Genomic DNA, 25884 nt, shown 5'->3' on the forward strand with positions numbered 1-25884 from the left:
AGGCCACGTGAACGGACGCGGGCCCCGCCGGGGTGCCCGCGGCCGTCACTTGGCGGGAGCCTTCTTCCGCGTGGTGGTCCGCTTCGCCGGAGCCTTCTTCGGTGCCGGCCCGCGGGCCCGGCGTTCGGCCAGCAGCTCCGAGGCGCGCTCGTCGCTGATCTGCTCGACGGTGTCGCCCTTGCGCAGCGACGCGTTGGTCTCGCCGTCGGTGACGTACGGGCCGAACCGCCCGTCCTTGATCACCATCGGCTTGCCGGTGGCCGCGTCGGCACCCAGCTCACGCAGCGGCGGAGTGGCTGCCGCCGTGCGCCGCCCGCGCTGCTTGGGCTGCTTGTAGATCTCCAGCGCCTCGTCGAGGGTGACGGTGAACAGCTGCTCCTCGTCGGAGAGCGACCGCGAGTCGGTGCCCTTCTTCAGGTACGGGCCGTAGCGCCCGTTCTGCGCGGTGATCTCCTCGCCGCTCTCCGGGTCGGTGCCGACCAGCCGCGGCAGCGAGAGCAGGCGCAGCGCCTCCTCGAGCGTGACGCTCTCGGTGGACATGCCCTTGAAGAGCGACCCGGTGCGCGGCTTCGGCTTGGCCGCCGCCTTCTTCTTCGCACCGTTCGTGGGCGCCTCCGGCTCGGCCGGCTCCGGGAGGATCTCCGTGACGTAGGGCCCGTAGCGGCCCTCCTTCGCGACGATCTCATGGCCCGTCATCGGGTCGACACCCAGCGAGCGGCCCTCCTGCGGCACCGAGAACAGCTGCTCGGCGACATCCGGGGTGAGCTCGTCGGGCGGGAGGTCGTCGGGCAGGTTGGCGCGCTGCGACTGCCCGTCGCGGATGCGCTCCAGGTACGGGCCGTAGCGGCCGACGCGCACCACGACGTCGTCGAACACCGGGACGGAGTTGATCTCCCGCGCGTCGATCTCCTCGAGGTTGACGCCCACGAGCTTCTTGAGCCCGCCGGACCGCGCCACCGACCCCGCGCTCCCCTGGTCGGCCCCGAAGTAGAAGCCGGAGAGCCAGTCGGTGCGGCCCTGGGTGCCTGCGGCGATCGAGTCGAGCTCGTCCTCCATCGCGGCGGTGAAGTCGTAGTCGACCAGCCGGCCGAAGTGGTGCTCGAGCAACCCGACCACGGCGAACGCGATCCACGACGGGACGAGCGCCTGACCCTTCTTCCAGACGTACCCGCGGTCCTGGATCGTCTTGATGATCGACGCGTAGGTGGACGGGCGGCCGATCCCGAGGTCTTCCAGCGTCTTGATGAGGCTGGGCTCGGTGAACCGCGACGGCGGGTTGGTCGAGTGGCCCTCCGGGGTGAGCCGGGCCGCGGTCAGCGCCTGCCCCTGCGTGAGCTCGGGAAGCCGCGACTCGGCGTCGTCGGCCTCGCCACCGGCCTGGTCGTCGACGGTCTCGACGTAGGCCTTGAGGAACCCGGGGAAGGTGATCGTGCGTCCCGACGCGGCGAACGTGACCGCCTCGCCCGTGGCCGCGGTGCCGCCGATGCGCACGCTGACGGTGGTGCCCCGTGCGTCGGCCATCTGCGATGCCACGGTGCGCTGCCAGATCAGCTCGTAGAGCCGGAAGTCGTCGCCGTCGACCTCGCGGGCGATCTCGCCCGGGGTGCGGAAGGTGTCTCCCGCCGGCCGGATCGCCTCGTGGGCCTCCTGCGCGTTCTTGACCTTGCGCGTGTACTGCCGCGGCTGCGCCGGGACGTAGGCGTCGCCGTAGAGCTCACGGGCCTGCGAGCGAGCGGCCTGGATCGCCGACTCGGACAGCGTGGTGGAGTCGGTGCGCAGGTAGGTGATGTAGCCGTTCTCGTAGAGCCGCTGCGCGCTGCGCATCGTGCGGTCGGCGGAGAAGCGCAGCTTCCGGCCGGCCTCCTGCTGCAGCGTGGACGTCATGAACGGCGGGTACGGCTTGCGGGTGTAGGGCTTCGACTCGACCGACTCGACAGCCAGGTCGCGGCCCTGCAGCGCATCGGCCAGCCGGCGCGCGCTCGCCTCGTCGAGGGGACGGGCCGTCGCCTTGTCCTCATCAGCGCCCTTGAGCCTGCCGTCGGGGCCGAAGTCGCGGCCCGTGGCCACCCGCGTGCCGTCGATGGCCACGAGACGGGCGGGGAACTGCCTCGGGCTCGCGTCGGCCCCGGCGTCGAGCTGCGCGGCGATGTCCCAGTACGACGCCGACACGAACGCCATGCGCTCGCGCTCGCGCTGCACGATGATCCGCGTGGCCACCGACTGCACCCGGCCGGCCGAGAGCTTCGGCATGACCTTCTTCCACAGCACGGGGGAGACCTCGTAGCCGTAGAGCCGGTCGAGGATGCGCCTGGTCTCCTGCGCGTCGACCAGATCGTGGTCGAGGTCGCGCAGGTTCTCCACGGCCGCACGGATGGCCGACTCGGTGATCTCGTGGAAGACCATCCGCCGGACCGGGACCTTGGGCTTGAGCGTCTCGAGCAGGTGCCAGGCGATCGCCTCGCCCTCGCGGTCGTGGTCCGTGGCGAGCAGCAGCTCGTCGACGGACTTCAGGGCGTCCTTGAGCTCTGCGACCTTGCTCTTCTTCTCCGGCGTGATGATGTAGAGGGGCGCGAACTGGTTGTCGACGTCGACCCCGAGGCGCGCCCACGACTCGCCCTTGTACTTGGCGGGCACGTCGGCGGCGCCGCGCGGCAGGTCGCGGATGTGCCCGACGGACGCCTCGACGATGTAGTCGCTGCCGAGGTACTGCTGGATCTTCTTCGCCTTCGTCCCGGACTCGACGATGACCAACCGGCGCCGTGGCCGCCCGTTGGCGACCGCAGCTGTGCCGTTGGGTCGACCCGGGTCGGCCTTCACGGCCGCCTTCCGGCTGCCCGTTCCCTTCTGGGCTGCGGGCTTCGCACTCGTCGTTCCGGTTGCCACCTGGTCCTACTCCATCGTCTACGGCCGCGTCGGCGCCGCGCACCGGCCGTTCTGCAGGGCCACCGCGCCGGATGCGCGGGGTGCCCGGACACCGAGTATGCGGGTCTCCGGTTCCGGCACGTACCGGAACCTCATGTTCACCCACCCGCCTACCGTGTCGCCCTCGTCACACCGCACACCACGCGGCGTAGCGCGCTCGACACTGTGCGAGCCTGCGCCGCGAGAGCCTAACCAGCTCGTCAAGACGCCGTGCGGCCCCAGTACCTGGGCCAGTCGGCCCCATCGGCTCTGGGCGGTACCGGACCGACGAGCTCGACGAGCCGTTGGACCCGCCGTGTCCCACTGATCCGTAATGCCGTTCCGCGTCCCACCCGTGCGGGTGGGATGCCTGCCCGGGTCGCCGCGGCGACCAGGGCGAGGTGCATGTCCGGGGCGTGTGGGTCCAGCGCCAGCAGGTACCCGCCCCGGTCGTCCGGCCTGCCTGCCGCCAACGCCCACAGTCGTAACGCCGGCCCGTCCAATTGCCATCCCGGCGGCACCATCTTCACCGCCCCGTTCGTCCACGCCCTGGCCAACTCGACCAGGTCGCAGCGGAATGCCGAGCGCAACGCGGTGGCGCCGCTCTCGGTCTGCACGGCGCCCATGGCGATGCCGATGCCCGCGCAGGCCGCCGCCAGTGCGGGTGCCCTCGCGGGATCGGGCAGCACGATCGACAGCCGCGCCTGGTCGCCTGCTCCGAAGCGGACTATCTGTCCCGGGCCGCACAGCAGTCCGGCGAGGTCGCTCACCCTCGGTGGGCGGGCGTCGGCGGAGAACAGCGACAGCTGCGACACGAGCGCACAGTAGAACACGCGTTCGAGCGTGAACACCAGGGCGCGCCGATGATCGTGGCCGCGGCCTCCTAACGTGGCGCGGTGGCCGACAGAGCGGACAGCTGCTGGCACTGGGTCGCCCGCTCGGCGGCGCGCTGCAGACGGGGTGTGGCGCTCAGATCGGCCAGCGGGTTCGGCGGGGTGATCGCGTCGAAGGTCGACTGGGCCTGGGTCAGTGCGGCCATCACCGACTCGGGATTGCCGGGGTCGGCGGCGTCCACGGTGGTCTTGGCTCCCGTGAAGTCCTGCTCGAGGAACTCCAGCGCGCTCTGCGCCCTGCCCACGGCTTCGTTGCCACCCTGTACGGGCGAGCGGCCGATGGCGGTGAGCTGGTCGCGACCCTGCTGCACGCCGTGGAGGACGGTGCCGAGGTAGTCGCTGACGGTGCGCTGCACGGTGGGCAGGTCGGCCGACGGCGCGAGCGCAGGAGGTGTCGTGGCCGGCACGGCGAAGCTCATGACCGCACCGCAGAGGCGATCGGCCCAGGCCACCGGGTCGCTCCCCGGGCCCTCGGTCGGGGTCGGAGCGGGATCGGCGGCTGCGCTGCCGGGCAGCGTGGTGGTGCAACCGGCGAGGACGGCGACGGCGAGTGCGGCGGCAACCGTGGGCACGACAACCGTGAGGGCGGGGCGGGTCGTTCGAGTCATGCGCCGGCTCCGGATCGGGGGAGGGAGGGCGCCAGTCTGCCCGGGAGGCCTCGGGCAGTGATCACCGAGGCCCGGCAACGGCGTCGCCGGTGTTACCGGCCGCTGGTCTGGCGCCGGACCAGCCGGCAGTTCGGTGCATGCTCGCTCGCCTGGTCCAGTTCGGGACTGGCCTTCAGATCGACCGTCGGGTCCGGCAGATTCGCGAGATCCTGCAGCGGCGCGACCGCCTTGGGCAGCTCGGTGACCACCGCCTTACGGTCCTTGGTGTCGACCGCGTCGACCTGGGCCTTGACGGTCTGGAACGAGGTCTTGAACGTGGTGAGCGTCTGAGCGAGCCGGGTGACCACGTCGTCGCCGCCCGCGACCGGCGAGGGGCCGACCCGCGTCATCCCGCCGATCGCCGAGTCGGCCGCCCCGGCGCTCTGCCCGAGGTAGTCGCTGATGCCCCTGGCCAGCCCCGCGGGGTCGGCGGCGGAGCTGAGCTGCGGGGGAGTGCCCGCGGTCCGGACGAAGGGCAGCAGCGCGCCGCACACCCCGTCGACCCACTTCACGGGATCAGCCGTGGTGGCCGGCATCGAACCGGCCGGGTTGGCCATGCCCTGGACGGTCGTGGTGCAGCCCGTCACGCCCACCAGCAGGGTGGCGAGGACCAGGACGATCAGTGCAGGGCGCGAGGTCGCCGGCATGTTGCTCCCGACTCGAGGGGACGTGGCCGGCCAGTGTGCACGGCGGCGCGGGCGACCCATGACTCCAGACCCGGTCAGCGCGCAGGCGACGTGGTCGAGCGCACCTGCTGGCAGCTCGACGACTTGTCGGCGGCGGTCTTGAGCTCATCGGTGGCCTGCAGACCCGCCGTGGGGTCGGCCAGGTTCCGCAGCTCCTGCAGCGGGGCCATCGCAGCCGGCAGGGCGACGGCCATCGCCTGCTGGCTCGACGTGTCGACGCCCGCGAGCTGCCCCTTGGCCGCGTCGAAGCTCGTGCGGATCTGCGCCAGCGCGCCCTTGAGCCGTGCGACGTACTCGTCGCCGCCGGCCACCGGTGACGGTCCGACCGCGTCGAGGGCGGTGATCGACCCGTCCACGGCGGTGGCGGTGGCGCCGAAGTAGTCGCCGAGCCCGCGCACCGTGGCGACCGGGTCGGTCCCGTTCACCTGCGGCTGCGTCGTGGCGGCCCTGGCGAAACCGGAGAGCGCTCCACAGACCTGGTCGGTCCACGCCACCGCGTCGGACTCGGTGTCGACTCCGCTGCCGCATCCGGTGGCGACGAGGAGCACCAACGCCGAGGCGAGCGTGCCGGTGAGCCTGCGAGTACTCATGCGGTCCTCCGCGACGTTGCGCTGTCAGGACGCGCGGCGCGCGTCGATCCGCGGGCAAAGTACTGGTAGCCCTCAGTAACACCGGAGGCCGCCCACCCGAGCGGGTGAGCGGCATCCGGGAGGGGTCGAGCGGTCAGCTGACCGAACTCGCCGCCGGGGTGTCCGCGATCGACGTGGAGCGCCGCTTCGACACGACCACGGCCCCGACGATGATCGCCACCGCCACCAGCGCGATCGCGATACGGAGCGGGGCCGATGCGGAGGGGCCCACCGAGAACGTCACCACTGCCGGGGCGATCAGCACCGAGACCAGGTTCATCACCTTGAGCAGCGGGTTGATCGACGGGCCTGCGGTGTCCTTGAAGGGGTCACCCACCGTGTCACCGATGATGGTGGCCTCGTGGGCGGGCGAGCCCTTGCCACCGTGGTTGCCGTCCTCCACCAGCTTCTTGGCGTTGTCCCACGCGCCGCCGGAGTTGGCCAGGAAGACGGCCATCAGCGTGCCCGAGGCGATGGCACCGGCGAGGTAGCCGGCCAGCGGGCCGACACCGAGGCCGAAGCCGACGGCGATCGGGGCGAAGATCGCCAGCAGGCCGGGCGTCGCCAGCTCGCGCAGCGAGTCGCGGGTGCAGATGTCCACCACGCGGCCGTACTCCGGGCGAACGGTGCCCTCCATGATTCCGGGGTTCTCCCGGAACTGGCGGCGCACCTCGAACACGATCGCGCCGGCCGCCCGGGTGACCGCGTTGATCGCGAGCCCGGAGAACATGAAGACCACCGAGGCGCCGATGATCACGCCGACGAGCGTGTTCGGGGCGAAGACCTCGAACGCGAAGGCCGTGCCGGCGTCCTGCAGGGTGACGCCCGCATCGAGCAGTGACTGGCCGATGGCGTCGCGGTAGGAGCCGAACAGCGCCGTCGCGGCGAGCACGGCGGTCGCGATCGCGATGCCCTTGGTGATGGCCTTGGTGGTGTTGCCCACCGCGTCCAGCTCGGTGAGGATGCCGACCCCGGCGCCCTCGACGTCGCCGGACATCTCCGCGATGCCCTGGGCGTTGTCGGAGACCGGACCGAAGGTGTCCATCGCGACGATCACGCCGACCGTGGTGAGGAGGCCGGTACCGGCCAGCGCCACCGCGAACAGCGCCACCGTGATCGACCCGGTGGCCAGTGCGAACGCACCGAACACCGCCGCGCTGATGACCAGCGCGGTGTAGACGGCCGACTCGAACCCGATCGAGATACCGGCCAGGATCACCGTGGCGGGACCGGTGAGCGACGACTCGCCGACGGTCTTGACGGGCTTGTCCTCGGTGCCGGTGAAGTAGCCGGTCAGCCAGAGGATCACGCCGGCCAGCACGATGCCGATGATCACGGCGGCCGAGGCGATCAGCCGCGGGTCGCTGCCGGCCATGTCGGCGACGACCGTGGTGTCCGTCGGCCCCGTGAGGGCGCCGAAGCTACCGGGGAGGTAGACGTAGGCGGCGATCACGCACAGCACCGCCGAGATGACGGCGGAGATGTAGAAGCTGCGGTTGATCGACGTCAGGCTGCTCTCGCCCTCGCGGGTACGGGTGATGTAGACACCGATCACCGCGGTGATCACGCCGATGGCCGGCACGATCAGCGGGAACAGCAGGCCCTGCAGGCCGAAGGCGGCGGTGCCGAGGATCAGCGCGGCCACGAGCGTCACGGCGTAGGACTCGAACAGGTCGGCGGCCATGCCGGCGCAGTCACCGACGTTGTCGCCCACGTTGTCGGCGATCGTGGCGGCGTTGCGCGGGTCGTCCTCGGGGATGCCCTGCTCGACCTTGCCGACCAGGTCGGCGCCCACGTCGGCGGCCTTCGTGAAGATGCCGCCGCCGACACGCATGAACATGGCGAGCAGCGCGGCGCCGAATCCGAAGCCCTCGAGCACCTTCGGTGCCTGGCCCGCGTAGACCATCACGACCACGGCCGCGCCGAACAGGCCGAGACCGACGGTGAACATGCCGACCACGCCACCGGTGCGGAACGCGATGCGGGTGGCCTTCTCCCGGCCACCCTCCTCGCGCGCTGCCGCGGCGACGCGGATGTTGGCGAAGGTGGCCAGCCGCATCCCCAGGTTGCCGATGGTGGCGGAGAACGCCGCACCGACGAGGAAGAAGATCGATCGCCCGATGCGTTCGCCGAGGTCGTCCGCCGGTAGTGCGAAGAGCAGGACGAACACGATGACGACGAACACGCCGAGCGTGCGGAACTGGCGGTTGAGGTACGCCGTGGCGCCTTCCTGGACTGCTCGGCCTATCTCCTGCATCTTGGGGGTGCCCTCGCCGGCGGCGAGGACCTCCCGGCGCAGGACGAAGCCGATGGCCAGGGCAGCGAGGGCGACCACCGCGACCACACCGACGAGGATGCGGTCATTCGCCCCGAGCTCGAGGCCCTGGGCGAGGGTGGACACGTGCATCCGTCCTCCTGGTTCAGTGAATACCGGGCCAGGGAACTCAGACGGCACCCCTGGCGTCTAACCCGTCGCCGCAGGTGAACGCGGTGCAGGCACCGGCAGTGTATGGGGGTGTTGTGGGCCCCTCGCGAAGCAGGGGCAGCGAAACGCTAAGCTTAACGATCTGATCACGAGTCCGTCGATTGCGGTTGGGATTGCGGACTGGCGAATGGTGACGATCGTGATGTTGATGTGACGCCCCGCGCTCCCCGTCGCGCCCGCGTGATAGTGATCGGCTGCGCGCTCGCGCTCCTCTTCGCGGTGCCGATCGTCGCGGCGAGCGGACTCGGCCATGCCCGTGCCACCGCCGGAGCCCAGCAGCGGCTCGCCGCGCCGATCGGCGTGGCGCCGGCCGGCCAAGCCGCCGCCGAACCCGGCCGCGGCTCCCAGTCCGCACCGGCGCCTGCCTCGCCCCGCCGAGAGCTCGCCCGCGCCGTGGTCGCGGCAGCCGAGGGCGCAGCGGCGGGTACCACCGAGCTCGCGGTGGCCGTGCTGGACCGCGAGACCGGCGAGCTGGCGCTCGGGGCTCGCGGTGCCGAGCCCTACTACACGGCCTCGCTCTCGAAGGTCGTCGCGGCCGTGGACATCCTCGACCGCAGGCGGCTCGAGGGCCTGGCCGTCGCCGACCCCGACATCGCGCTGCTGCACCGGGCCCTGGGCCCCAGCGACGACGGCGCGATGAACACGCTGTGGAGCCGGTTCGACGGCGTCGGCGCCGTCGGCCGGGTGAGCAGCCGGTTGGGTCTCAGCGGCACCACCGCACCGCGCGACCCGTCGCAGTGGGGTGAGGTGTCGGTGCCTGCGGGTGACACGGTGCGGATCTGGCAACACATCCTCGAGGAGATGCCACCCGCCGACCGCGACCTGCTCGTCTCCGCCATGGACGCGGCTCCGCCACGGGCCGCGGACGGGTTCAACCAGGCGTACGGGCTGCTCGCTCCGGCCGTCGACGGGCCCGGTGCCCCGGGAGCGGTGGCCAAACAGGGGTGGATGTGCTGCTTCTCGGGCAAGTACTACATGCACAGCACGGGTGCGGTCGGTCCCGATCGCCGCTTCGTGGTGGCGCTGCTGACCAGGGTGCCGCGGGCGCCGGGCTGGGAGGTCTCGCGCCAGGAGCTCACCCGAATCGCCACCGCGGCCACTCAGGCCATGGCCTGACTGTCGGCGGGGTGTGCCAACCTCGGACACCGTGGGGTGTGGTGGGAACGGACGAGCCGGTGGCGCGGCGGGCGCGGGGATCGAGACCCGCCCGGGGCGTGGCGAGTTCCTGCTGCGCCGGGTGCTCGCGGGATCGGGAGCAGAGCCCGCACCGCACTGGACGGTGATCGACGGGGCGGCGATCGAGGACGAGACGTCCCCGGGTCGCACCATGACTCCGGAGTGGTGGACGGACGACGTCCCCCATGACGCTCCCGATGACGCGGCCGGACCGTTGCGGCACGCCGTGCGGCTGCCCCCGCGCCCTGGCCACCCCGTCGAGTGGCCGGAGTGGGTGCCCGCGCACGTGCGGGAGGCGCTGGGTCGTACCGGGATGCGGAGTCCGTGGAGTCATCAGGCGGCCGCAGCGGCACTGGCCCACGCAGGCCGGGACGTCGTGGTGGCCACGGGCACGGCGTCGGGCAAGTCGCTCGCCTACCAGCTGCCCGTGCTCGCGCGTTTCGCCGAACAGCCCCGGGCCACCGCTCTCTACCTGTCCCCGACGAAGGCCCTCGCGGCCGACCAGCTGCGCGCGCTCGACGCGCTCGGCCTGCCCGACGTGCGCCCGGCCGCGCTCGACGGTGACACCCCCATGGACGCCCGCGACTGGGCGCAGCAGCACGGGCGGTGGCTGTTCAGCAACCCCGACATGCTGCACCGCTCCGTACTGCCGCGGCACGCGCGGTGGGCCGCGTTCCTGCGCAGGTTGCAGTTCGTCGTCGTGGACGAGTGCCACACCTACCGCGGGGTGTTCGGCTCGCACGTCGCGCTGCTGCTGCGCAGGCTGCTGCGGATCTGCGCGCGCTACGGGTCGCATCCCACGCTCGTGCTGGCGTCGGCCACCGTGGCGGAGCCTGCGGCCTTCGCGTCCCGGCTCACCGGTCGCGACGTCGTCGCGGTCACCGACGACGGTTCACCGGGAGCAGGTCGCACCGTCGCGTTGTGGGAGCCGCCGTTGCTGCCCGAGCTGGTGGGGGAGAACGGGGCGCCCGTGCGCCGGGCCGCCGGCGCCGAGGCTGCCCGGATGCTGGCGGACCTCGTGGTGGAGGGCGCGCGCACTCTCGCCTTCGTGCGGTCCCGGCGGGGCGCCGAGGTCACCGCGCTGGGCGCGCAGCGGCTGCTCGCCGACGTCGACCCGGCGCTGGCCGAGCGCGTGGCCGCGTACCGGGGCGGTTACCTGCCCGAGGAGCGCCGTGCTCTGGAGGTGGCGCTGGCGGGTGGCGAGCTGCTCGGCGTGGCCACCACCAACGCGCTCGAGCTGGGCGTCGACATCGCCGGTCTCGACGCGGTGGTGGTGGCAGGCTTCCCGGGCACCAGGGCGTCCTTCTGGCAGCAGTCCGGCCGTGCCGGGAGAGCTCGCGACGAGGCGCTGGTCGTGCTCGTCGCCCGCGACGACCCCATGGACACCTACCTCGTGCACCACCCGGAGGCGCTGCTCGGAGCTCCGGTGGAGGGCTGCGTCCTGGACCCGCACAACCCCTACGTCCTCGCGCCGCAGCTCGTGTGTGCCGCGGCGGAGCTCCCACTCACCGAGCACGACGTGGCCGAGGTGTTCGGCGGCGCGCCTGCCGCGGCCGTGCTGGACGAGCTCGTCGCCGACGGTGTGCTGCGGCGCAGGCCCACCGGCTGGTTCTGGCCGTCCACGCGGGAGCGCCCGGCAGGGTCGGTGGACATCCGGGGTTCGGGCCTGGGGCAGGTGGCGTTGGTGGAGGGGGAGACCGGCCGGATGCTCGGCACGGTGGACGGCGCCTCGGCCGCGGCCACCGTGCACCCCGGCGCGGTGTACCTGCACCGCGGTGAGAGCTACCTGGTGGAGGATCTGGACCTCGACGCCGGTGTGGCCCTGGTGTGTTCTGCCGACCCGGACTGGCGCACGGACGCCCGTTCCACCGCCGACGTGGAGGTGGCGCGGGTCCTCGCTCACCGCGACCTCGGTGCCGTGCGGGTGTCGTTCGGCGAGACCACGGTCACCTCGCAGGTGGTGGCCTACCAGCGGCGCGCTCCCGACGGCACCGTCCTGGAGACCGTGCCGCTCGACCTTCCCGAGCAGACCCTGCACACCCGCGGCGTCTGGTACGACATCGACGAGGGGGCGCTGATCGCGGCCGGGGTGCCGCCCGTCCGGATCCCCGGAGCCCTGCACGCCGCGGAGCACGCCGCGATCGGCCTGCTCCCGCTGTTCGCGATCTGCGACCGATGGGACATCGGTGGCATGTCCACGGCCCTGCACCCGCAGACGGGCAGGCCGACGGTGTTCGTGCACGACGGCCATCCCGGTGGTGCCGGGTTCGCCGAACGGGGGCACGCCGTTCTCGCGGCCTGGTTGACGGCCACGCGAGACGCGATCCGCGACTGCGAATGCCGTGCCGGCTGCCCGTCCTGCGTGCAGTCTCCCAAGTGCGGAAACGGCAACGTGCCGCTCGACAAGGTCGGCGCCGTCATCGTGCTGGGTGTGGTGCTGGATGCGCTGTCGGGGGAGGCGGAGGCGGAGAGAACGACGTCATCCGCTCTGCACGGCCGCTGATGAGACGGCCGCTGATGAGATAGCCGCCGCCGGCCGGCCACATCGGGGGCCGGGCCGGCCGGCGACGGCCGGAGCGCGGTGGAACCGGTTATCGGGGTGGGCGTCGGGGGGGACGCGCCGGCCCCACCGCAGCCTGGGGAGCGAGCTCGTGGTGCGGGTGGCCGAAACCGCCTGCAACCACATCAAGTAGGCGCTCCTGCCCCGGGTGTCGCCAGTGGCCGTCGCCCATCGGTTCTGCAGCCACGACGAGCGTTACGGTGCTGCGCCGAGTCGTCGGACGGCAGTCCCAAGGTGACGAATCCGGCCGTTTGGAGGGCTGCCGCCCACCCGTCGAGTCGAGTCGACCGCTCGCCGCGACGATTTCCGCATGGTGGCAGCGGATCGCTGATCGTCACGCAAAACCTATCGGACGGCGGCTCGGGTTCATGATCCGGGTCAGACGGTAGGAACTGACGAATTTCGATGTCGGCCGCCCCCGCCGTGTCGGTGCCGCCGGGCTCCGGTTGGCGCTGAGGGTGGTCGACGGGGTGCCCGGGGGGGGTCCGGTTCTGCCGGCCCCGCGCGCGCCCTGCCCACTGCATCGGCGGTGCCGGGAAGCGCGAGCGGTACCGCGACGTGGACTTCGACCAGCGCGTCCCACTCCGCCAGCACGCAACGGGCAACCGCGGCCCCCATCCTCTCGGCGATCACCTCGGCCCGCCGGCACGCGGCCCCGGTGCCGTGGACGGCGTGCCCTGCGGCCGCGAGGGCAGCCAGATCGGCGGCGGACTCCGCCCGGTGGCGCGCCGCGACAGCTGCACCGAGATGGAGACCGAGCAGCAGCGCCGCCATGATCACGGCTACGGCTACCGCGGCCCAGACGGTGGCGATGCCGTCGTCGCTCGGCTGCCGCACTCGCCGCTGCCTCATGGGGAGGCGGCGCCGGGTTCGAGTGCGGCCACGGCGCGCCCGCTCACCCGCAGGGGGAGCGGGTGCAGCAGCTCACCCGAGACCTCCGCGACCACGAGGTCGTCCTGGTGCACCAACTCGAGACGCGCGCCGTCGGGCGCGAGGGCGGCGGCCACAGCGCGGCCGCGGTCGGGTTCGCCCCGGGCGGCGAGTCGGGCGAGCTCACGCGCGGCGTCGATGCAGCGGATCGCCGCCGCGACCGCAACGACCGATCCGACAGCCACTGCCAGGAACACCGCGAGGCTGCACAGGGCCAGCGCCGCCTCCACGGTGACGGCGCCGCGGTCGGCCCTCGCGCCTGCCCAGCGGACCTCCCTCCGCCGTGCTCCGGTGAGCGGCTCCGGCGGCCACCGCGCTCGTGCCGATGTCTGCCCTGGCGCGGATCCCCGCGCACACTGCTGGGCGCCCGCACGCCGGCGCCGCAGGGCGCACCGGCCGGGAATCCGATGCACCACTCGCGCCACCGGCGTGCGGGCGGGCATCAGAACGACACCGACAGCGCGCGCTGTACGAGGTCGGTGAGCGCCGTGACGATGGACTCGCCGCTGATCACCACTAACGCTTCGGCACTGTCGCTGCAGCGCTAAGCGGGCCGACAGCTGGGATTGCGCCCCGGCTACCGGCCCTTGACCCGACCCTCTGGAGGCCGGATCCATGAGCATCATCACGCACGCCCAGACTTCAGTCACCTCGAGCCACCCGCGCTGGTGCTCGCCGCTGGTCTGCGATGCCAGCGTCCCGTCCGATGTGCGGCACTCCTCCGAGCCCCAGGTGGTCGAGGCCTCGCAGGACGACGCGATCGTCATGATCACGCAGACCTGCGATGACGAGCTCGACCGTGACGGCCGGCTCGTCAGCCGCAACCACGGAGTCCACCTCACCGTGGAGAACACCCAGTCGCTCAACGTCGACGGCTCATTGATCCGCGGCGATGTCCACCTGTCGGTGCGCGACGCCGAGGAGGTCGGACTACAGCTCCTCGCCTACGCCGCCCGCGCACGCCGCGCTGAGTGTGGTGCGCACCACCGCGAGGTGCACGTGCCGGAGGCCCGCAAGGCGCACGAGGTGGCCGGCATGGGCCGTCACACCACCGAGTTCGTCGCTGGCAACCGCGGCTGATCGACCTCACCCCGTCGGCCGGACCCACCCGGCCCGGCCGGCGGATGAGGGGCCGATCAGCGACCCCCGGCGGAAGGACCAGGACATGCCCGTCATGTGCGAGTGCGGCGTCGACGCACCGGACGACCTCGCGTGCGGTGACCCCTGCTGCGGCAGGTGCTCGCACCCCTCCCAGTAGAGCAAGACAGCCGGCGGCGGGACTGGACCCCGCCGCCGGCCCTGACCAGCCCCCAAGGAGAGGTAACCGACCATGGTGCAGCCTGCCGTAGCGACTCAGCCGGGTACCAGCCCGGCATACCCCGATCTCTCAGGCGTAGGCCTGGGCCCCGTCACCGTCGAACACCCCGCGTGGTGCAACGGCATGTGCGAGCTGAAGGTCATGCGCGGTGGCGTCCGCGAGATCGCGCACCACCGCAACGCCTTCGAGATCACGATGGCCACCCCGGACGGCGCCGAGACCGCCATCGTGGCCATGGTCCGCGTGGACTCCTGGGACGCGGACGGGAACCCCACCGGAGACTTCGTCACCGCCGTCGTCATCGACGGCGACGTGGGCAGCGTCTGCCTGACCGCGGCCGCGGCCGCCGAGGTGGCCTCCGCTCTCTTCAGCGTCTCCCTCCAGGCCCGATGAGCGCCGCACACCAGGAGGGATGTCATGAACCGTGATCAGGTACTGGTGGCGCCGACTGTTCAGGAAGGGCCGACACCGGCGGCACCGGGGAACCGGGACGTGGCCGTGGACGTGACGTTGTGGGGCAGGGTGTGGCCCGCGCTGCTCGCCGTGGTCGTCGTCGGCATGGTCGGCACCCCCGCTGCGGTCGCGTCGTACCGCCACGCCCGCCACGTCGTCGAGAGCGTCGGGGATCCCGTCATGGCCCCGTGGCTGCCGTTGAGCGTCGACGGAATGTTGTTGGCCGCGCTCGTCGTGGTGTGGGTTCGCCGGCACCGGGGCGACGCCGTGGGCAAAGGCCCGTGGGCTGCGTTCGTGTTCGGGATGGTCGTCACGGTCGCGGCGAACCTCGCCGCCGTGTCGCTGCGCCCGGTCCTGCAGTTCGGCCCGATCCAGATCCCGGCGCCCGTCTACCCGGCGCCCACGGTGACGTCCTACGTCGTCGCCCTGTTCCCGCCGCTGGCCCTCGGCATCGCGTTGGAACTGGTGGCGCTCGTCGCCTACCGGACCCGACCCAAGACCGCCGAAACCGCCCGGGCCGCCGATGCTCCCGAGGAGATGCCGGAGTCGGAGCGGGCCAGTCTGGAGGAGGCGGTCGGGGTCCCGGTCCGGGTGGGTCGGGTCGATGGGTCCTGCGGGGTCTACCGGCTGCTAGGCGAGGCGGATCAGCTGCTCTACGTCGGTATCGCAGACGTCCCGTACAACAGGGTCCGGACCCACCGCCGACGCCAGCCGTGGTGGTCCGAAGTGGTCCGGATTCAGGTGACCACTTACAAGACCCGGGCCGAGGCGCTTGCTGTCGAGCAGGAGGCGATCGCCACCGAGAACCCGAAGTACAACGCACATCCCGGGTCCACGGTCGACACCTGGTCTCCCGTGATGCTCGACCCTGCAGACCGGGTCGGACCCCTGTCAGTGCATGACGAGCCGCTCCCTGTCGACGCAACGAACGGGGTTCCGGCCTCGATCAGCGATGACGATCTTGTGGAGGGCATCCGGGTCTGGATCGCTGAGGAGGGGTCCGTGCCCTCCCGGGAGAGGGTCCGGATCCGGTACGGCATCGGCAGCAAGCGGGCAGACCGGGTCCGCAATCTGTCTATGGGCTCGCCGGTCGACGGCGACGAGTCAGGCACCGACGGCTAGGGGGTCCGGCGGGGGTCCGCGCCAGTCGGACCCCTGCAGACCCCGCCCTGACCACCCCGGACCCCTTCGCACAACACCGGGCAGGACCGCCCACCCGAACCGCCCCGCAAAACCCTTCACTCGGGAGCGCAAAATGACCGCAACGCTCGACCACCGCACCGCCCCGGCCGCCGCCGACTTCGTCCACCGGCCCGACCCCACGACCCGACCCCACCCGATCGTCGAAGCCCTCTGCATCATCGAGGACAACACCGACCGGCTGCTCCTGCAGATGTGGCAGAACGTGGTGGACGCGCTGGAGCTCGGCGCGACCCTCGCCGAGGTGTCCGACGCCTGCGGCGAGGAACCCAAATGGGTCGTCGATCACGTGATCGGTTGGTCCGACATTCAGGAGCTCGAAGGCCGGCAGACCGAGGAGGAGGGCGACCGCCTGCGGGAGCTGCTGCACGCGGCCGGCGGACCTGCCCCCATCCCAGAAGGCAACGACCTCCGCGGCGCAGCCGCCGTCGTCGGCGGGGTCACCCGCGCCGCAACCCTCGGCGACGCCTGGCAGGCCGCGCTCATGGCCGGTTCGCTTCGCGCCGGTCGACTGACCGACTACGCCTTCCCGGCAGGGCACCCGACCTGGTGCCGGCCCGCCTCGTGCAGCGCATGGGCGGAGCGCGGCGGCGCCGTCACCGTGTTCCACGCCGCGATCCTGCTCGACGACGGCCCGGACGAACGCCCGGTGGAGGTGCAGGTGAGGTGCTCCGAATCGATCCCCGCTGACGGCGGCCCGGCGTCCCGTTCAGCCGCCCGGCTGTATGTCGAGGTCAGCGAGGTCGGCGTCAGTGGTGAGCAGGCCGTCCGTCTGACTGAGGCGGTCGCCCGGGCCTCTGTGCTGATCGGACAGGACGCCCGCGAGGTGGCGTGACCCCGGCATGAACGAGAGGCCCGGTCCCCTGGTGGGGCCGGGCCTCTTTGCTGTGGGGGCCCCCGATGGGCGGAAAAACTGAGCAAGATTGCCGACTCGACCCGATCCGGCTGGAAAATTCTCGCCCGGCGTCGTATACGCGCGCGGGCGCATACGTAGATCAGACGCTTCCGAGCGACCGGTGCGCGCGAAATTTCTCCCGGCCTCCGTCAGGGAGCCGGCCGCCCGGGTCCAGCAGCCCAGCGTGCGCCGGCAACCCGACGGAAATTTCCCGGGCACAGCTGGCAAAAACCCCTCTTCATCCGCTACGCGCGCGCGTGCGGGCGCGATGACCGTCCGACTGGGGCCCTCGGCCAGCTCCTCGGAAATTTCCCGGAGCTAGGAAGATCACCTCTCCTGCCGGGCGGCCCACTCCTTCTCCTCCTCGAACAGAAGGTTCAACCCCTCACGGAACAACCGCCGGGCTTCGACAGCCCTGGGCGTGTCGGGGTCCTTCACGTTCGCCAGCATCCCGATCAACGTCTCCGCCTGGCCGACGACGCGGCCGATCGGAATCGCCCCCCACCGCGACCACGGCTCCGCCAGCTCCGCGTCTGATGGAGATGAGCGCATCACCGCCGAGACCGAATCGGTAGCGACCGCCGAGTCGTGGACCTCAATGCGGACCATGTGGGCGTCGATCTCCTCGCGCGTGGCGGTGCCCTGCAAGATCTTCTCAGCGGTGCCGTCGTGCCACTCCAACGCACGGTCGAGCTTGGAGTAGGTCGAAGGCCGGTACTTCGCGTCAATCCCCGCCTCAATGGCGCGGATGGTCTGCGCGGAGGGGCCCCCCCGGCCCACGAGCTCCTCCTGCGTGAGCTTCATCCGTTTCCGACGCGCAGCGACTTCGCGACCCAGGCGCGCACGCATGGCTACCGACTGCTGCTCGTCGTCCTGGGGGGCGTTCATGCCGCCATCGTGCCACCTGCGGCCGCAGACATCCGCCATTGGGTCGGGATTTTCCCGATCAACTAGCCCATATGAGTGAACCAAATCCGAGAAGTTGGCGATCCGCTATCTTCCCGATACGGTGGCCCGCAGGTCGGGATCTTCCCGAAAATGCCGCTATCTTCCCGATACGGAGGGCGCATGACTCAGTCTCTCGTACCGGTCCTAGGCGACGATCCCGATCGCCTGCTCGCACCATCCGAGCTGGGTGAGCTGCTCGGGGGCATCTCCGACCGCACGCTCCGCCAGTGGGCCGCCGACGGAACGGGGCCCCGCCGGCTCCGCATCGGCGGCAAGCACATCCGCTACCGAGCAGCGGACGTCCGCGCATGGCTCGCCAGCCGATACCTGGACACCGCGTGAGCGCCCCGGAGCTCGACGCCGAAGTCGCCGCGTGGGCCTGCGAGCTCATCGCCAACTGGCCCCCGCCACCCCAGCAAGCCGTCGACGCGTTCGCACGCGCTCTCCGCGACGCCGACCTCACACCAGCCGCGACGCCAGACGCCGCATGACCGTCCCACCGGTCAGCAGCAAGAACACCCGAAAGACCAGGCCAACCGAAAAGGCTGCCTGAACGCACTACACCCCCGCGCGGTCACCACCCGCCGGGGGCCGGAGCACCAGGAGATCCAGAAGTGATGCTCAGCCGCCACTCTAGCGGCCTCAGCCCCACGCGTCAGGCGCCCCCACCTGACTCGGCCGGCGACAGGACGCCCAGCCCCGCAGCGACCCCGTCGCCGACGTTCGGCCGGCTCCTCAACAGCGCCGGGCTCACCCGAGTCGAGGACCAAGACCGCGGCGGAAACCAGGCCGACGCCGATCCGCCAGCCCAGAGGACCGGGGGACTCTCGCACGTTGGTGACATCGAGCGCGTCAAGCACCCCACCGTGGCCACCGCCCGCGAGGAATGGCGGTCTGCCTTCCTCGCAGCGGTCGGTGTCGAGGCGAAAACTGGGAGGCCGTTCACCGCCGCAGACGTCCGAGCCAAGCATCAGCTGCCGGATCCGCCGACGCCAAACGCCGTAGGCCCGGCGATGAGCATCGCCCGCCGTCAGGGTGTCGTCGTATGCGTCGGTGCCGTCCCGTCCACGCGACCCAAGACAGCGCGGAGCCTCGTCCGGTTGTGGGTCGGAGCAAGCACGGGCGGTGCCGAGTGACTTCCCACGATCACGGCCAGCGCAACCAGCAGAACATCGTCCAGCGCGTCCCCGGCACGTTCTCCGACCGCCTCAGAGGCGACAAACGAGCGTTGCGTGTCGCCCGCCGCGCCGCAGGCTCCGCAGGCTGTGAACGAGGCGACCGCCCCGACGAGCTACTCGTGTTCGGCTCCCGCGTCGAGAAGGTCCTCGCCGCGCTCACCGACGCCGGCTACGACGTCGAGGTCGTGGCCCGGTGACCGGCGCCCTTGACCCCGTCATCGAGCTGCTCCGCGGCATCGACCCCACCGACCTCGCCGCAGCGATCAGCGTGCTCCACGTCGACGACCCGCACAGGGAAGCCGTCGCACTCGGCCTGGCACTCGCCGACCACGAGCGGACCCGACTCCAGGATCTCCGCGCCGTTGCCTACGCCGTCCACTCCGGTGGCACCGCCGAGCAGTGGCGGGTCCTCGGCAATCGGGAGCGACGCGACGCCGTCCTCGCCCGGCGCAACGTGCCGCTGACGCCGGTGTACTGCCAGGCCCCCGACTGCTCCGCACGAGGCGACGGGAAGGCCGCCGTCCTGCACCTCGAGCACCCACTGCCCCCGCTCGACACGGTGCGCTGCCCCAGCTGTGCCGCCCAGCAAGAAGCGAGACGTGCAGCGTGAGCAAGGAACGTAGCCACGACGGTGAGGCCTACGAGACGCTCGGGTCCGCCTCAGTCCGCCCCCGCCGCAACGGTGGTCTCGGTGGCGGGACCAGCGCCGAGCGCGTCAACGCCATCCTCGCGCTGAAGAAGGGGAACGGCGGGATCGTCACCCCGGAGGGCACCAGCACCCAACGGGCCAACGCGTTCCTGGCGCTCCGCAAGGGAGACACCAACGGGATCGTCCTCCCGTCCGGCGGTGAGCAGCAGCAGGATGAGCCCCCGCGGCGCAGGCTCCGCCTCGTCCGCGCCAGCGCCGTCAAAGCCCGCCGCGCAGCGTGGCTGTGGCAACCCGACGTCGGCCGCATCCCTGCGGGCGAGGTCAGCATCTCCGCCGGCCGCGGGAACGTCGGCAAATCCCCGTTCGTGCTGTGGCTCGCCGCCCAGCTCAGCCGAGGTGAACTCCCCGGCGAGTACCACGGCAAACCCGTCGACGTGATCCTCTACGCCTCTGAGGACTCCCACGCCCACACCACCCGCCCCCGCCTCGAAGCCGCCGGTGCCGACCTCGACCGCATCCACCTCCTCGAAGGCACCGAAACCGACGAGTTCCCCGACCTGCCGCTGAACTGGCAGCGCGACATCGAACTCCTCGAGGAGGCCATCGACGAGGTCGGCGCGAAGTTCTTGTCGATCGACCCGCTCCTCGACATCCGGAAGTCCGGGGCGAACAGCAACTCGACCGACGACTGGCGAGAAGCCCTCCGCCCCGTCATCGCGTTGGCCCACAAAACCGGATGCGCCGTGCACGGCATCGCGCACATGAACAAGTCCCGAGGTGGGCCGGTCGCCGACATGATCTCCGGTGCCCATGGCCTCCGTGACGCCGTCCGCGCTGTCCTGATCTTCGCCGAAGGTGAGGACGGAGTCCGAGTCCTCGGCCAGGACAAGAACAACCTCGGCCTGTCCGGCGACGACGTCCCCCGCCTCACCTACGACATGGCGTCGATCGACGTCCGCGTCGAGGGGCAGCTGATGTCGCACCCGGCGTTCCGGATCACCGGCTCCACCGACGCGACCCTCTCCGAGCTCCTCAACCGCGACACCAACGGGAACGGCCCAGCCGCCGCCACCAGCGTCCCCGAGCGGCTCCAGTGGATGTTCGACCTCCTCGACCGCGCCCACCCCTACGGCGTGGCCACCCGCACCCTCGCCGGCCAAGCAGAGGAGAACGGCCTCGTCTGGGCAACCATCACCAAGGCCGCGAAGAAGTCCGGGCTCATGTGCTCCTACGACGACCGCAACCCCGGCTCGCGAGAGCCGCGATGGGTGTGGTCGCTCACCGACGCCGGTGCCGAGCTCGCCGCTCGCGCGCACGCGCAGGAAGCCACGTGATCCGACTTGTCTGACTTGCCTCTGACCTGCACAAACACAACTTCTTACTTGCTTCCGACTTGCCTTCCTACTTGCAAGTCGGAAGAGAGAAAACCAAGTCGGAACAAGCCCGATCCGAGTAGCCAACTCGGCAGCAACTCGGAAGCAAGTCCGACGCGGCGTTTCAGCAGGTCAGGAGCAAGTCAGACAAGTCGGAACCACGGCCCAGACGACCCTCGAAACGACCCCTCAGACCAGGAGTCCCAGCAGTGACCATCACCGCCGCCGAAACCGCGCTCCGCGACCAGCTAGGCGCAGCCCGCACCGAGAACCTCGCTGTCGCCGCAGACCTCCTCAAAGCCCTCTCAACCCGCTACCCGCGGCGGGCGTCCCAAGCCGTCGCCGAGATCTACGTCGACCAGCTCGTCCACCGCGGCCTCGACGGCTGCCCCCACATCCAGCCAGGGGCGCCCCGACCCGGATGGTGGACAGCCGACGCCCCCACCGTCGTCAGGTGCGCAGCGTGCCTGCAGGCGTGGATGCGGCGCCCCGGTGACCTCGCCGGATGCGACCTCTGCGGGCAGCTCGCCGAGCTGCGTCCCGTCGCCGTCGCTGTCGCACCCGTCATCGCCCGCACCCTCGACGGTGCCCTCGCCTCCGTCCCGCCCGCCGTGCTGCTGGCCGGCGCCTGCAGCTCCTGCTGGAACCCCCGATGACCGCCACGACCGCCAACTCGGAGGTGAGTGCCTGATGGACACCGAGGCCCTCAAGCTGGAGATCCCCAAGCGCGCCGCCCGCTGGGCCGCCGAGGCCGCCACCCGCCGCGAGGCACAGGCCGCCGCTGCGGTCGCAGAGCGGGACCGCCGCAAGGCCGAGTGGACACCGGAGCGCATCGCCGCAGTCCAAGCCGAATGGCGCACAGCCAACCCGGCCGCGGGCTGCGAGGTCGACGCATGACCAGCCGCCTGTCCCGGTGGATCGACTGGCTCCTCGCGACTCCCACCCCAGCACCCGAACCCCGCCCCAACATCCACACCACCGACACCCCGGAGACCTCCATGCCCACCAGCACCCCAACCGCCGTCGACGAGCAGCTCCTCGAGCTCCGCCGACAGCTCGACGAGATCGCCACCGAGTCCGCCGCCGACCCGCTCTCCCTCGCCGCTGACGTCCAGTCGTGGCGCCGGCGCGAAACTGCCCGCCAGGACCGGGCCGTGGAGCTGGAGCAGAAGCATCGGCAGTTGCTCGAGCTCGGGTCCTTGACGTTCGAGAGCGCCCTGATGGACGCCGTGCGCCGCTACACCGCCGACGTCGCCGAGCCGCGGGGGAAGCTCGCCCCGCTCGTGGCCACCCGCACGTTCCCCGGTCAGAGGAAGGTCTCCGGCGCACCGAAGGCACTCACCGGCTGGTGGGAGTCGCTCGCCGAGCTGATCGCCGTGCTTCCCGACGACGACGAGTACGCACGGCAGCTGATCCTCCGGGAGTTCAACGACTTCATCCGCCACCGGGACAGCTGGTTCCAGGCCCTCGCCGTCCACCTCGACGGCGCGAACTGGGTGCCGGCCCCCGAGGTTGACCAGCTCCCATCTGGCTACCGCTACGGGCTCCACCGGGTCGACCAGTGACACCCGCGCTGCTTGTCCACCACGACCACGCGGTGGCCTGCCACGAAGCCGGTCACGCCGTCGCGTTCGCGGTGCTCAACCTGCCGTTCCGGGCTGTCGTCCTCGGTGACGACCACTCCGCGCTCGCCGGTGCCGTCCTCGGTGACCCCGCCGGCCGACCCACCGGGCTGGCTCACCTGGTTGCGCTCCTCGCCGGCTCCGTCGCCGAACACCGGTTCACCGGCCGCCCACTCGCCGACATCGCCGACGACTGCGGACGCCTCGACTTCGACCAGGTCGACGAGATCGGCTCCACGCTCCACCCCGCCGCCGCGGCCGCGCTCCTCTGCCGCGCCCACAAGCTCGTCGACCAGCACCCCGACGCGATCGGCTCCACCGCCGCCGCGCTCCACGTCCACGGCCGGCTCACCGCTGATGACGTCCGCCAGATCGTCCGCGATCACCCCGGCCGCGGCACCACCCTCAGGAGAACCGCATGACCACCGACATGCACACCCGCCAGTGGAAGTACCGGTCGCAGCCCTTCGCGATCGCCCGCCGCGCCAACGCGGAAGCCGTCGCCAAACACGACGCCGCCGCGCTCCAGGAGCTCGCCGCCGAAAAGGCCGCCGACGCCGCCGCCGTCACCGCGGCCGCCGCGAAGCTCGACCACGACCGGCTCGCCGCCGTCGTCGGGCACCTCCTGGTGGAAGACCTCACCGCAGCCGGCGCACTGACCGCAGCCACCTGCCCGGGCACGTTCATCGCACCGGGCAAGCCCTCCACACCGGCACAGCGGGCGGAGCAGCAAGCACGGATCCGCAGGGCCTACGCCCTCGGCCAGCAGAAGGCACGGCAGCGTCGCCTCGCGCAGACGGCACGCCGATGACCACCAAGGCCACACCGGGCCGAGGTCACAACGGCAAGTTCACCCGCGCCTTGGACACCGCCGAACGGGACGCCGCGGCCTGCCGGCTCCGCAGCCGGGGCGCTTCCTACCAGCAGATCGCGGACGAGCTGGAGTTCGCTGACCGCTCCAACGCCCGCCGCGCCGTACAGCGGGCACTCGCCGAGGTCGTGGCTGAGCCTGCGCAGGAGTTGGTGCAGCTGCAGCTCGAGCAGCTCGACGCGATGACGGTCGAGGTACTGGCCGTGCTCGAGCGCCAGCACCACGTCGCCTCCGCTGGCCGGCTGGTCCTCGGACCCGACGGGCAGCCACTGCGGGACGACATGCCCGTCCTCCAGGCGATCGACCGGCTGCTGAGAATCCAGGAACGGCGGGCGAAGCTGCTCGGCCTCGACGCACCCAGCCGGCACGCCGTCCACGCCACCGGCGCCGGTGCCGCCGACCTCAACGCAGCACTCGCCGAGCTCGAACACGAACTCCGCCGCCAAGTCGAACGCGACGTGCGCGGCGAACTGGAGGAGACCCCATGACCACCACAGCCCCCGGACTATGGTGACACCTGGAGCGCAAAGCTAACCGTCCTGCCGGAGGCGGGTGCAGGATTCTGTGAATCTTCGACGGCGAGCTCCCCATCGATCAGGCTTGTCGGACGGCTGGCGCGGCTGGGCCGGGAGTACCGACCAACGAGTCACAGATCACAACCTCCGCTCGGTGCTCCCGAGGGGTAGGCATAGTTGCCGGCGAACTCGCCGGCGGTACCGCTCGGCCAGGAATACGCGTAGTAGACCGAGACTCCGGCGCGGAACGGGGTTGGGGTAGTGAAGCTGTACCAGGCGCCCTGATGGGGATCCGGCGTGGGCGCCAGGTTTGGCGCTTCAATTAGCAGTCTTCCGGTCCACGGGTCGTGCAGGTGCAGTGTGACGGTGGCTGTCGTATTGATCGACGACTTCAGGGTGACTGTGTCAGTCGACAGATCGCAATAGACGGTGGTTTTGATCGTCCCGCCCCAGGGATCTGTTATATCCGCCTTCGCCGGGGTAGCCCCGGCGGCCAGCAAACCGACTGTCGCGGCGGCCACGGCGAGGCATCGGGCCAGTCGTCGGGGCTTCTTGGCGGAAGGTTCGTGCGCGGTGGCGGCCGCGCTGCCCACCGCAACGGGTGGGACGGTGCCGCTGATCGAATTGGCTGTTGCTATGCGAGCGACGGTGCGGAACACGGTGCTGATGTTCATGGGTACTCCACTGTTCAGCGTCGCTGCGTGAGCTTTGGAACAGCGGCCGATGAGATCAGACTCCGCGAGCACCGCGCTCCAGGTCGTCTTCACGCGAACCCCGCGGGCCCCGAAAGGTAGTCGCCCAGGAATCCTTTGGCAACCCTTTGTGGACGATTGACTACCGCGAGCACGCGTCCACACGCGACTCAGCAGGCGCTCGGCTCTAGACCCTCAATCTGGCGCATGTCGCAGTGAGCCGAGATTACTTTTGTGATGACGGAAAGCGAATATGAGTCCTTATCACGAATATAAGAGACCAACTCCTGACGCTCGACCCGGGGCATGGTCCCGATGGCGACGAGGCCGAAGACCTCGTGCCCGCGCTCCACCTCCCTGCCCGGCATCTCCTTGACCCATCAAACCGTCCCCAACAGCTCTGGAGGTGGCCGCGTGGCCCGGGTGAGGCAGGCGCGCCGGTGTCGTGCTCGGCGCAGCGATAAGAAGCCGTGTCGGGCCTATGCGATCGTGGGCGGGTTCACGTGCCGGGTGCATGGCGGCTCAGTCCGGCGGGTCCGTCAAGAGGCGTCGATCCGGTTCGAGGAGCAGCGGTTGCGCCGCGGCTTCGATCGGGACTGGCAGCGATGGCAGAAGGAGCTGCTGCGGTGGCAGATCGGGCGGATCGTTGAGACCGCCACGCTGCTCGGCAAGCCGGTAGAGGAAGTCGGCTGGGTCGACATGGTGTTGTGCCGCTTCGAGCATGGTCGGCCGGAGCCGTGTTCGGCTGCTCCGAAGCTCCGGCACGATCGGCGGTACGGGCGCCGGCGGTGAGGGCCTGCGCACGGCCCGGGAGCCCCATCGGCGTGTGGCTCCCGGGCGTAGTGCTGTCCGCGCTTGTGCTCAGCCGTGGTTGTCGATCGCGGTCTTGACGCTGTTCACGGCCACTTCGATGGTCGCGGCGAAGTCTCCAAGGCTGTTCTTGATTGCGCTGGTGATGTCGTCCGCCGCGTCCTCGACGTCGGTGGTGTAGACCTTGCGCACCAGGTCACGCAGCCGCCAGTCCGATAGCGGCAGCTGCCCGTGCTTGGCCAGATGCTCCGGCAGCATGCTCCTGACGACCGCAAGGGCGTTTTGAAGACGGGGCCCGGTGACCGCGATGAAGTTCCGCCCATCTGGTAGTGGCTCCACCTGGCCTTCTGGGTGGCACACAGCCGCCTTCGTCGTCCCAGAGGAGTCAGTGATCCACCCGGCCACGGGCTCTGCCCACAGCGGTGCGTCAGGGTTGTTGGGGTCGTCGTCCAC

Annotated in this window: 29 protein-coding genes; 18 read left to right on the top strand and 11 right to left on the bottom strand. The window is 71.1% G+C overall.

Translation table 11 applies throughout. The features are described from left to right. Positions 1-45: 45 nt before the first annotated feature. The 6 genes from topA to AC5L35_RS29875 all read right to left on the bottom strand — a co-directional run bounded on the left by topA (position 46) and on the right by AC5L35_RS29875 (position 8163). Positions 46-2751 (bottom strand): type I DNA topoisomerase, encoded by a 2706-nt coding sequence (gene topA, locus AC5L35_RS29850; protein ID WP_495063118.1) that lies wholly within the window; start codon positions 2749-2751, stop codon positions 46-48. Between the two features lie 371 nt (positions 2752-3122). Then, complete coding sequence (locus AC5L35_RS29855) at positions 3123-3716, bottom strand: hypothetical protein (RefSeq protein WP_495063048.1); 594 nt, start codon at positions 3714-3716, stop codon at positions 3123-3125. Positions 3717-3784: 68 nt separating this feature from the next. After that, complete coding sequence (locus tag AC5L35_RS29860; RefSeq protein WP_169393951.1) at positions 3785-4402, bottom strand: hypothetical protein; 618 nt, start codon at positions 4400-4402, stop codon at positions 3785-3787. Between the two features lie 92 nt (positions 4403-4494). Then, complete coding sequence (locus AC5L35_RS29865; protein WP_495063049.1) at positions 4495-5088, bottom strand: hypothetical protein; 594 nt, start codon at positions 5086-5088, stop codon at positions 4495-4497. Between the two features lie 74 nt (positions 5089-5162). Beyond that, complete coding sequence (locus AC5L35_RS29870) at positions 5163-5717, bottom strand: hypothetical protein (RefSeq protein ID WP_495063050.1); 555 nt, start codon at positions 5715-5717, stop codon at positions 5163-5165. Positions 5718-5850: 133 nt separating this feature from the next. Next, positions 5851-8163 carry a sodium-translocating pyrophosphatase gene (locus tag AC5L35_RS29875; RefSeq protein WP_495063051.1) on the bottom strand — a complete coding sequence of 771 codons (2313 nt, stop codon included), beginning with the start codon at positions 8161-8163 and terminating at the stop codon, positions 5851-5853. Positions 8164-8421: 258 nt separating this feature from the next. Between AC5L35_RS29875 and AC5L35_RS29880 the strand changes: the two genes are divergently transcribed. After that, positions 8422-9357, top strand: coding sequence for a serine hydrolase (locus tag AC5L35_RS29880; RefSeq protein ID WP_495063052.1), 936 nt, complete (start codon positions 8422-8424; stop codon positions 9355-9357). A gap of 211 nt (positions 9358-9568) precedes the next feature. Beyond that, positions 9569-11920, top strand: coding sequence for a DEAD/DEAH box helicase (locus AC5L35_RS29885; protein WP_495063119.1), 2352 nt, complete (start codon positions 9569-9571; stop codon positions 11918-11920). Between the two features lie 435 nt (positions 11921-12355). Here the strand turns inward: AC5L35_RS29885 and AC5L35_RS29890 are convergent, their stop codons facing one another. Together AC5L35_RS29890 and AC5L35_RS29895 are read right to left on the bottom strand one after the other, a co-directional pair. Further along, positions 12356-12829 (bottom strand): Rv3654c family TadE-like protein, encoded by a 474-nt coding sequence (locus AC5L35_RS29890; RefSeq protein WP_495063053.1) that lies wholly within the window; start codon positions 12827-12829, stop codon positions 12356-12358. Then, positions 12826-13533: a TadE family type IV pilus minor pilin gene (locus AC5L35_RS29895; RefSeq protein WP_495063120.1), complete on the bottom strand. Its 708-nt coding sequence runs from the start codon at positions 13531-13533 to the stop codon at positions 12826-12828. Before AC5L35_RS29895 ends, AC5L35_RS29890 begins: the two co-directional genes overlap by 4 nt. On the opposite strand from AC5L35_RS29895, the gene AC5L35_RS29900 reads away from it, so the two are divergent. From AC5L35_RS29900 to AC5L35_RS29915, 4 genes are all read left to right on the top strand, one after another. After that, entirely contained in the window at positions 13523-13987 is a 465-nt protein-coding gene (locus AC5L35_RS29900; protein ID WP_495063123.1) for a hypothetical protein, read from the top strand. The genes AC5L35_RS29895 and AC5L35_RS29900 overlap by 11 nt on opposite strands. A 250-nt stretch (positions 13988-14237) precedes the next feature. Then, entirely contained in the window at positions 14238-14618 is a 381-nt protein-coding gene (locus AC5L35_RS29905; RefSeq protein ID WP_495063054.1) for a DUF6907 domain-containing protein, read from the top strand. 24 nt (positions 14619-14642) lie between these two features. Beyond that, a complete protein-coding gene (locus tag AC5L35_RS29910; RefSeq protein ID WP_495063055.1) occupies positions 14643-15800 on the top strand; it encodes a DUF2637 domain-containing protein in 1158 nt (385 codons plus the stop codon). 133 nt (positions 15801-15933) lie between these two features. Further along, positions 15934-16713 (top strand): hypothetical protein, encoded by a 780-nt coding sequence (locus AC5L35_RS29915; RefSeq protein WP_495063056.1) that lies wholly within the window; start codon positions 15934-15936, stop codon positions 16711-16713. 387 nt (positions 16714-17100) lie between these two features. Here AC5L35_RS29915 and AC5L35_RS29920 read toward each other — a convergent pair whose 3' ends face one another. Continuing rightward, complete coding sequence (locus tag AC5L35_RS29920; RefSeq protein WP_495063057.1) at positions 17101-17661, bottom strand: helix-turn-helix transcriptional regulator; 561 nt, start codon at positions 17659-17661, stop codon at positions 17101-17103. A gap of 180 nt (positions 17662-17841) precedes the next feature. Here AC5L35_RS29920 and AC5L35_RS29925 point away from each other — a divergent pair, with 180 nt between their 5' ends. The 11 genes from AC5L35_RS29925 (at position 17842) to AC5L35_RS29975 (ending at position 23902) form a co-directional block, all read left to right on the top strand. After that, the gene (locus tag AC5L35_RS29925; RefSeq protein WP_495063058.1) at positions 17842-18063 is read left to right on the top strand and encodes a helix-turn-helix transcriptional regulator; all 222 of its coding nucleotides are present in this window, start codon (positions 17842-17844) and stop codon (positions 18061-18063) included. Then, positions 18060-18212: a hypothetical protein gene (locus tag AC5L35_RS29930; RefSeq protein ID WP_495063059.1), complete on the top strand. Its 153-nt coding sequence runs from the start codon at positions 18060-18062 to the stop codon at positions 18210-18212. Before AC5L35_RS29925 ends, AC5L35_RS29930 begins: the two co-directional genes overlap by 4 nt. Positions 18213-18853: 641 nt before the next feature. Beyond that, positions 18854-19096, top strand: coding sequence for a hypothetical protein (locus tag AC5L35_RS29935; protein WP_495063060.1), 243 nt, complete (start codon positions 18854-18856; stop codon positions 19094-19096). Next, positions 19093-19509, top strand: coding sequence for a hypothetical protein (locus tag AC5L35_RS29940; protein ID WP_495063061.1), 417 nt, complete (start codon positions 19093-19095; stop codon positions 19507-19509). The genes AC5L35_RS29935 and AC5L35_RS29940 overlap by 4 nt, the downstream gene beginning before the upstream one ends. Next, complete coding sequence (locus AC5L35_RS29945; RefSeq protein WP_495063062.1) at positions 19506-20882, top strand: AAA family ATPase; 1377 nt, start codon at positions 19506-19508, stop codon at positions 20880-20882. The genes AC5L35_RS29940 and AC5L35_RS29945 overlap by 4 nt, the downstream gene beginning before the upstream one ends. A 248-nt stretch (positions 20883-21130) precedes the next feature. Continuing rightward, positions 21131-21577: a hypothetical protein gene (locus AC5L35_RS29950; RefSeq protein ID WP_495063063.1), complete on the top strand. Its 447-nt coding sequence runs from the start codon at positions 21131-21133 to the stop codon at positions 21575-21577. A gap of 34 nt (positions 21578-21611) precedes the next feature. Continuing rightward, positions 21612-21818: a hypothetical protein gene (locus tag AC5L35_RS29955; protein ID WP_495063064.1), complete on the top strand. Its 207-nt coding sequence runs from the start codon at positions 21612-21614 to the stop codon at positions 21816-21818. Further along, entirely contained in the window at positions 21815-22486 is a 672-nt protein-coding gene (locus AC5L35_RS29960; protein WP_495063065.1) for a hypothetical protein, read from the top strand. Before AC5L35_RS29955 ends, AC5L35_RS29960 begins: the two co-directional genes overlap by 4 nt. Continuing rightward, positions 22483-22965, top strand: coding sequence for a hypothetical protein (locus AC5L35_RS29965; RefSeq protein ID WP_495063066.1), 483 nt, complete (start codon positions 22483-22485; stop codon positions 22963-22965). The genes AC5L35_RS29960 and AC5L35_RS29965 overlap by 4 nt, the downstream gene beginning before the upstream one ends. Then, positions 22962-23354: a hypothetical protein gene (locus AC5L35_RS29970; protein WP_495063067.1), complete on the top strand. Its 393-nt coding sequence runs from the start codon at positions 22962-22964 to the stop codon at positions 23352-23354. The genes AC5L35_RS29965 and AC5L35_RS29970 overlap by 4 nt, the downstream gene beginning before the upstream one ends. Further along, entirely contained in the window at positions 23351-23902 is a 552-nt protein-coding gene (locus AC5L35_RS29975) for a hypothetical protein (RefSeq protein ID WP_495063068.1), read from the top strand. The genes AC5L35_RS29970 and AC5L35_RS29975 overlap by 4 nt, the downstream gene beginning before the upstream one ends. A gap of 158 nt (positions 23903-24060) precedes the next feature. Here AC5L35_RS29975 and AC5L35_RS29980 read toward each other — a convergent pair whose 3' ends face one another. Beyond that, positions 24061-24603 (bottom strand): hypothetical protein, encoded by a 543-nt coding sequence (locus AC5L35_RS29980; RefSeq protein ID WP_495063069.1) that lies wholly within the window; start codon positions 24601-24603, stop codon positions 24061-24063. 432 nt (positions 24604-25035) lie between these two features. Between AC5L35_RS29980 and AC5L35_RS29985 the strand changes: the two genes are divergently transcribed. Further along, a complete protein-coding gene (locus AC5L35_RS29985; protein WP_495063070.1) occupies positions 25036-25413 on the top strand; it encodes a hypothetical protein in 378 nt (125 codons plus the stop codon). A gap of 69 nt (positions 25414-25482) precedes the next feature. Here AC5L35_RS29985 and AC5L35_RS29990 read toward each other — a convergent pair whose 3' ends face one another. Then, a complete protein-coding gene (locus AC5L35_RS29990; protein ID WP_495063071.1) occupies positions 25483-25884 on the bottom strand; it encodes a hypothetical protein in 402 nt (133 codons plus the stop codon).

The sequence above is a fragment of the Pseudonocardia sp. OZ21 genome (assembly GCF_059359135.1).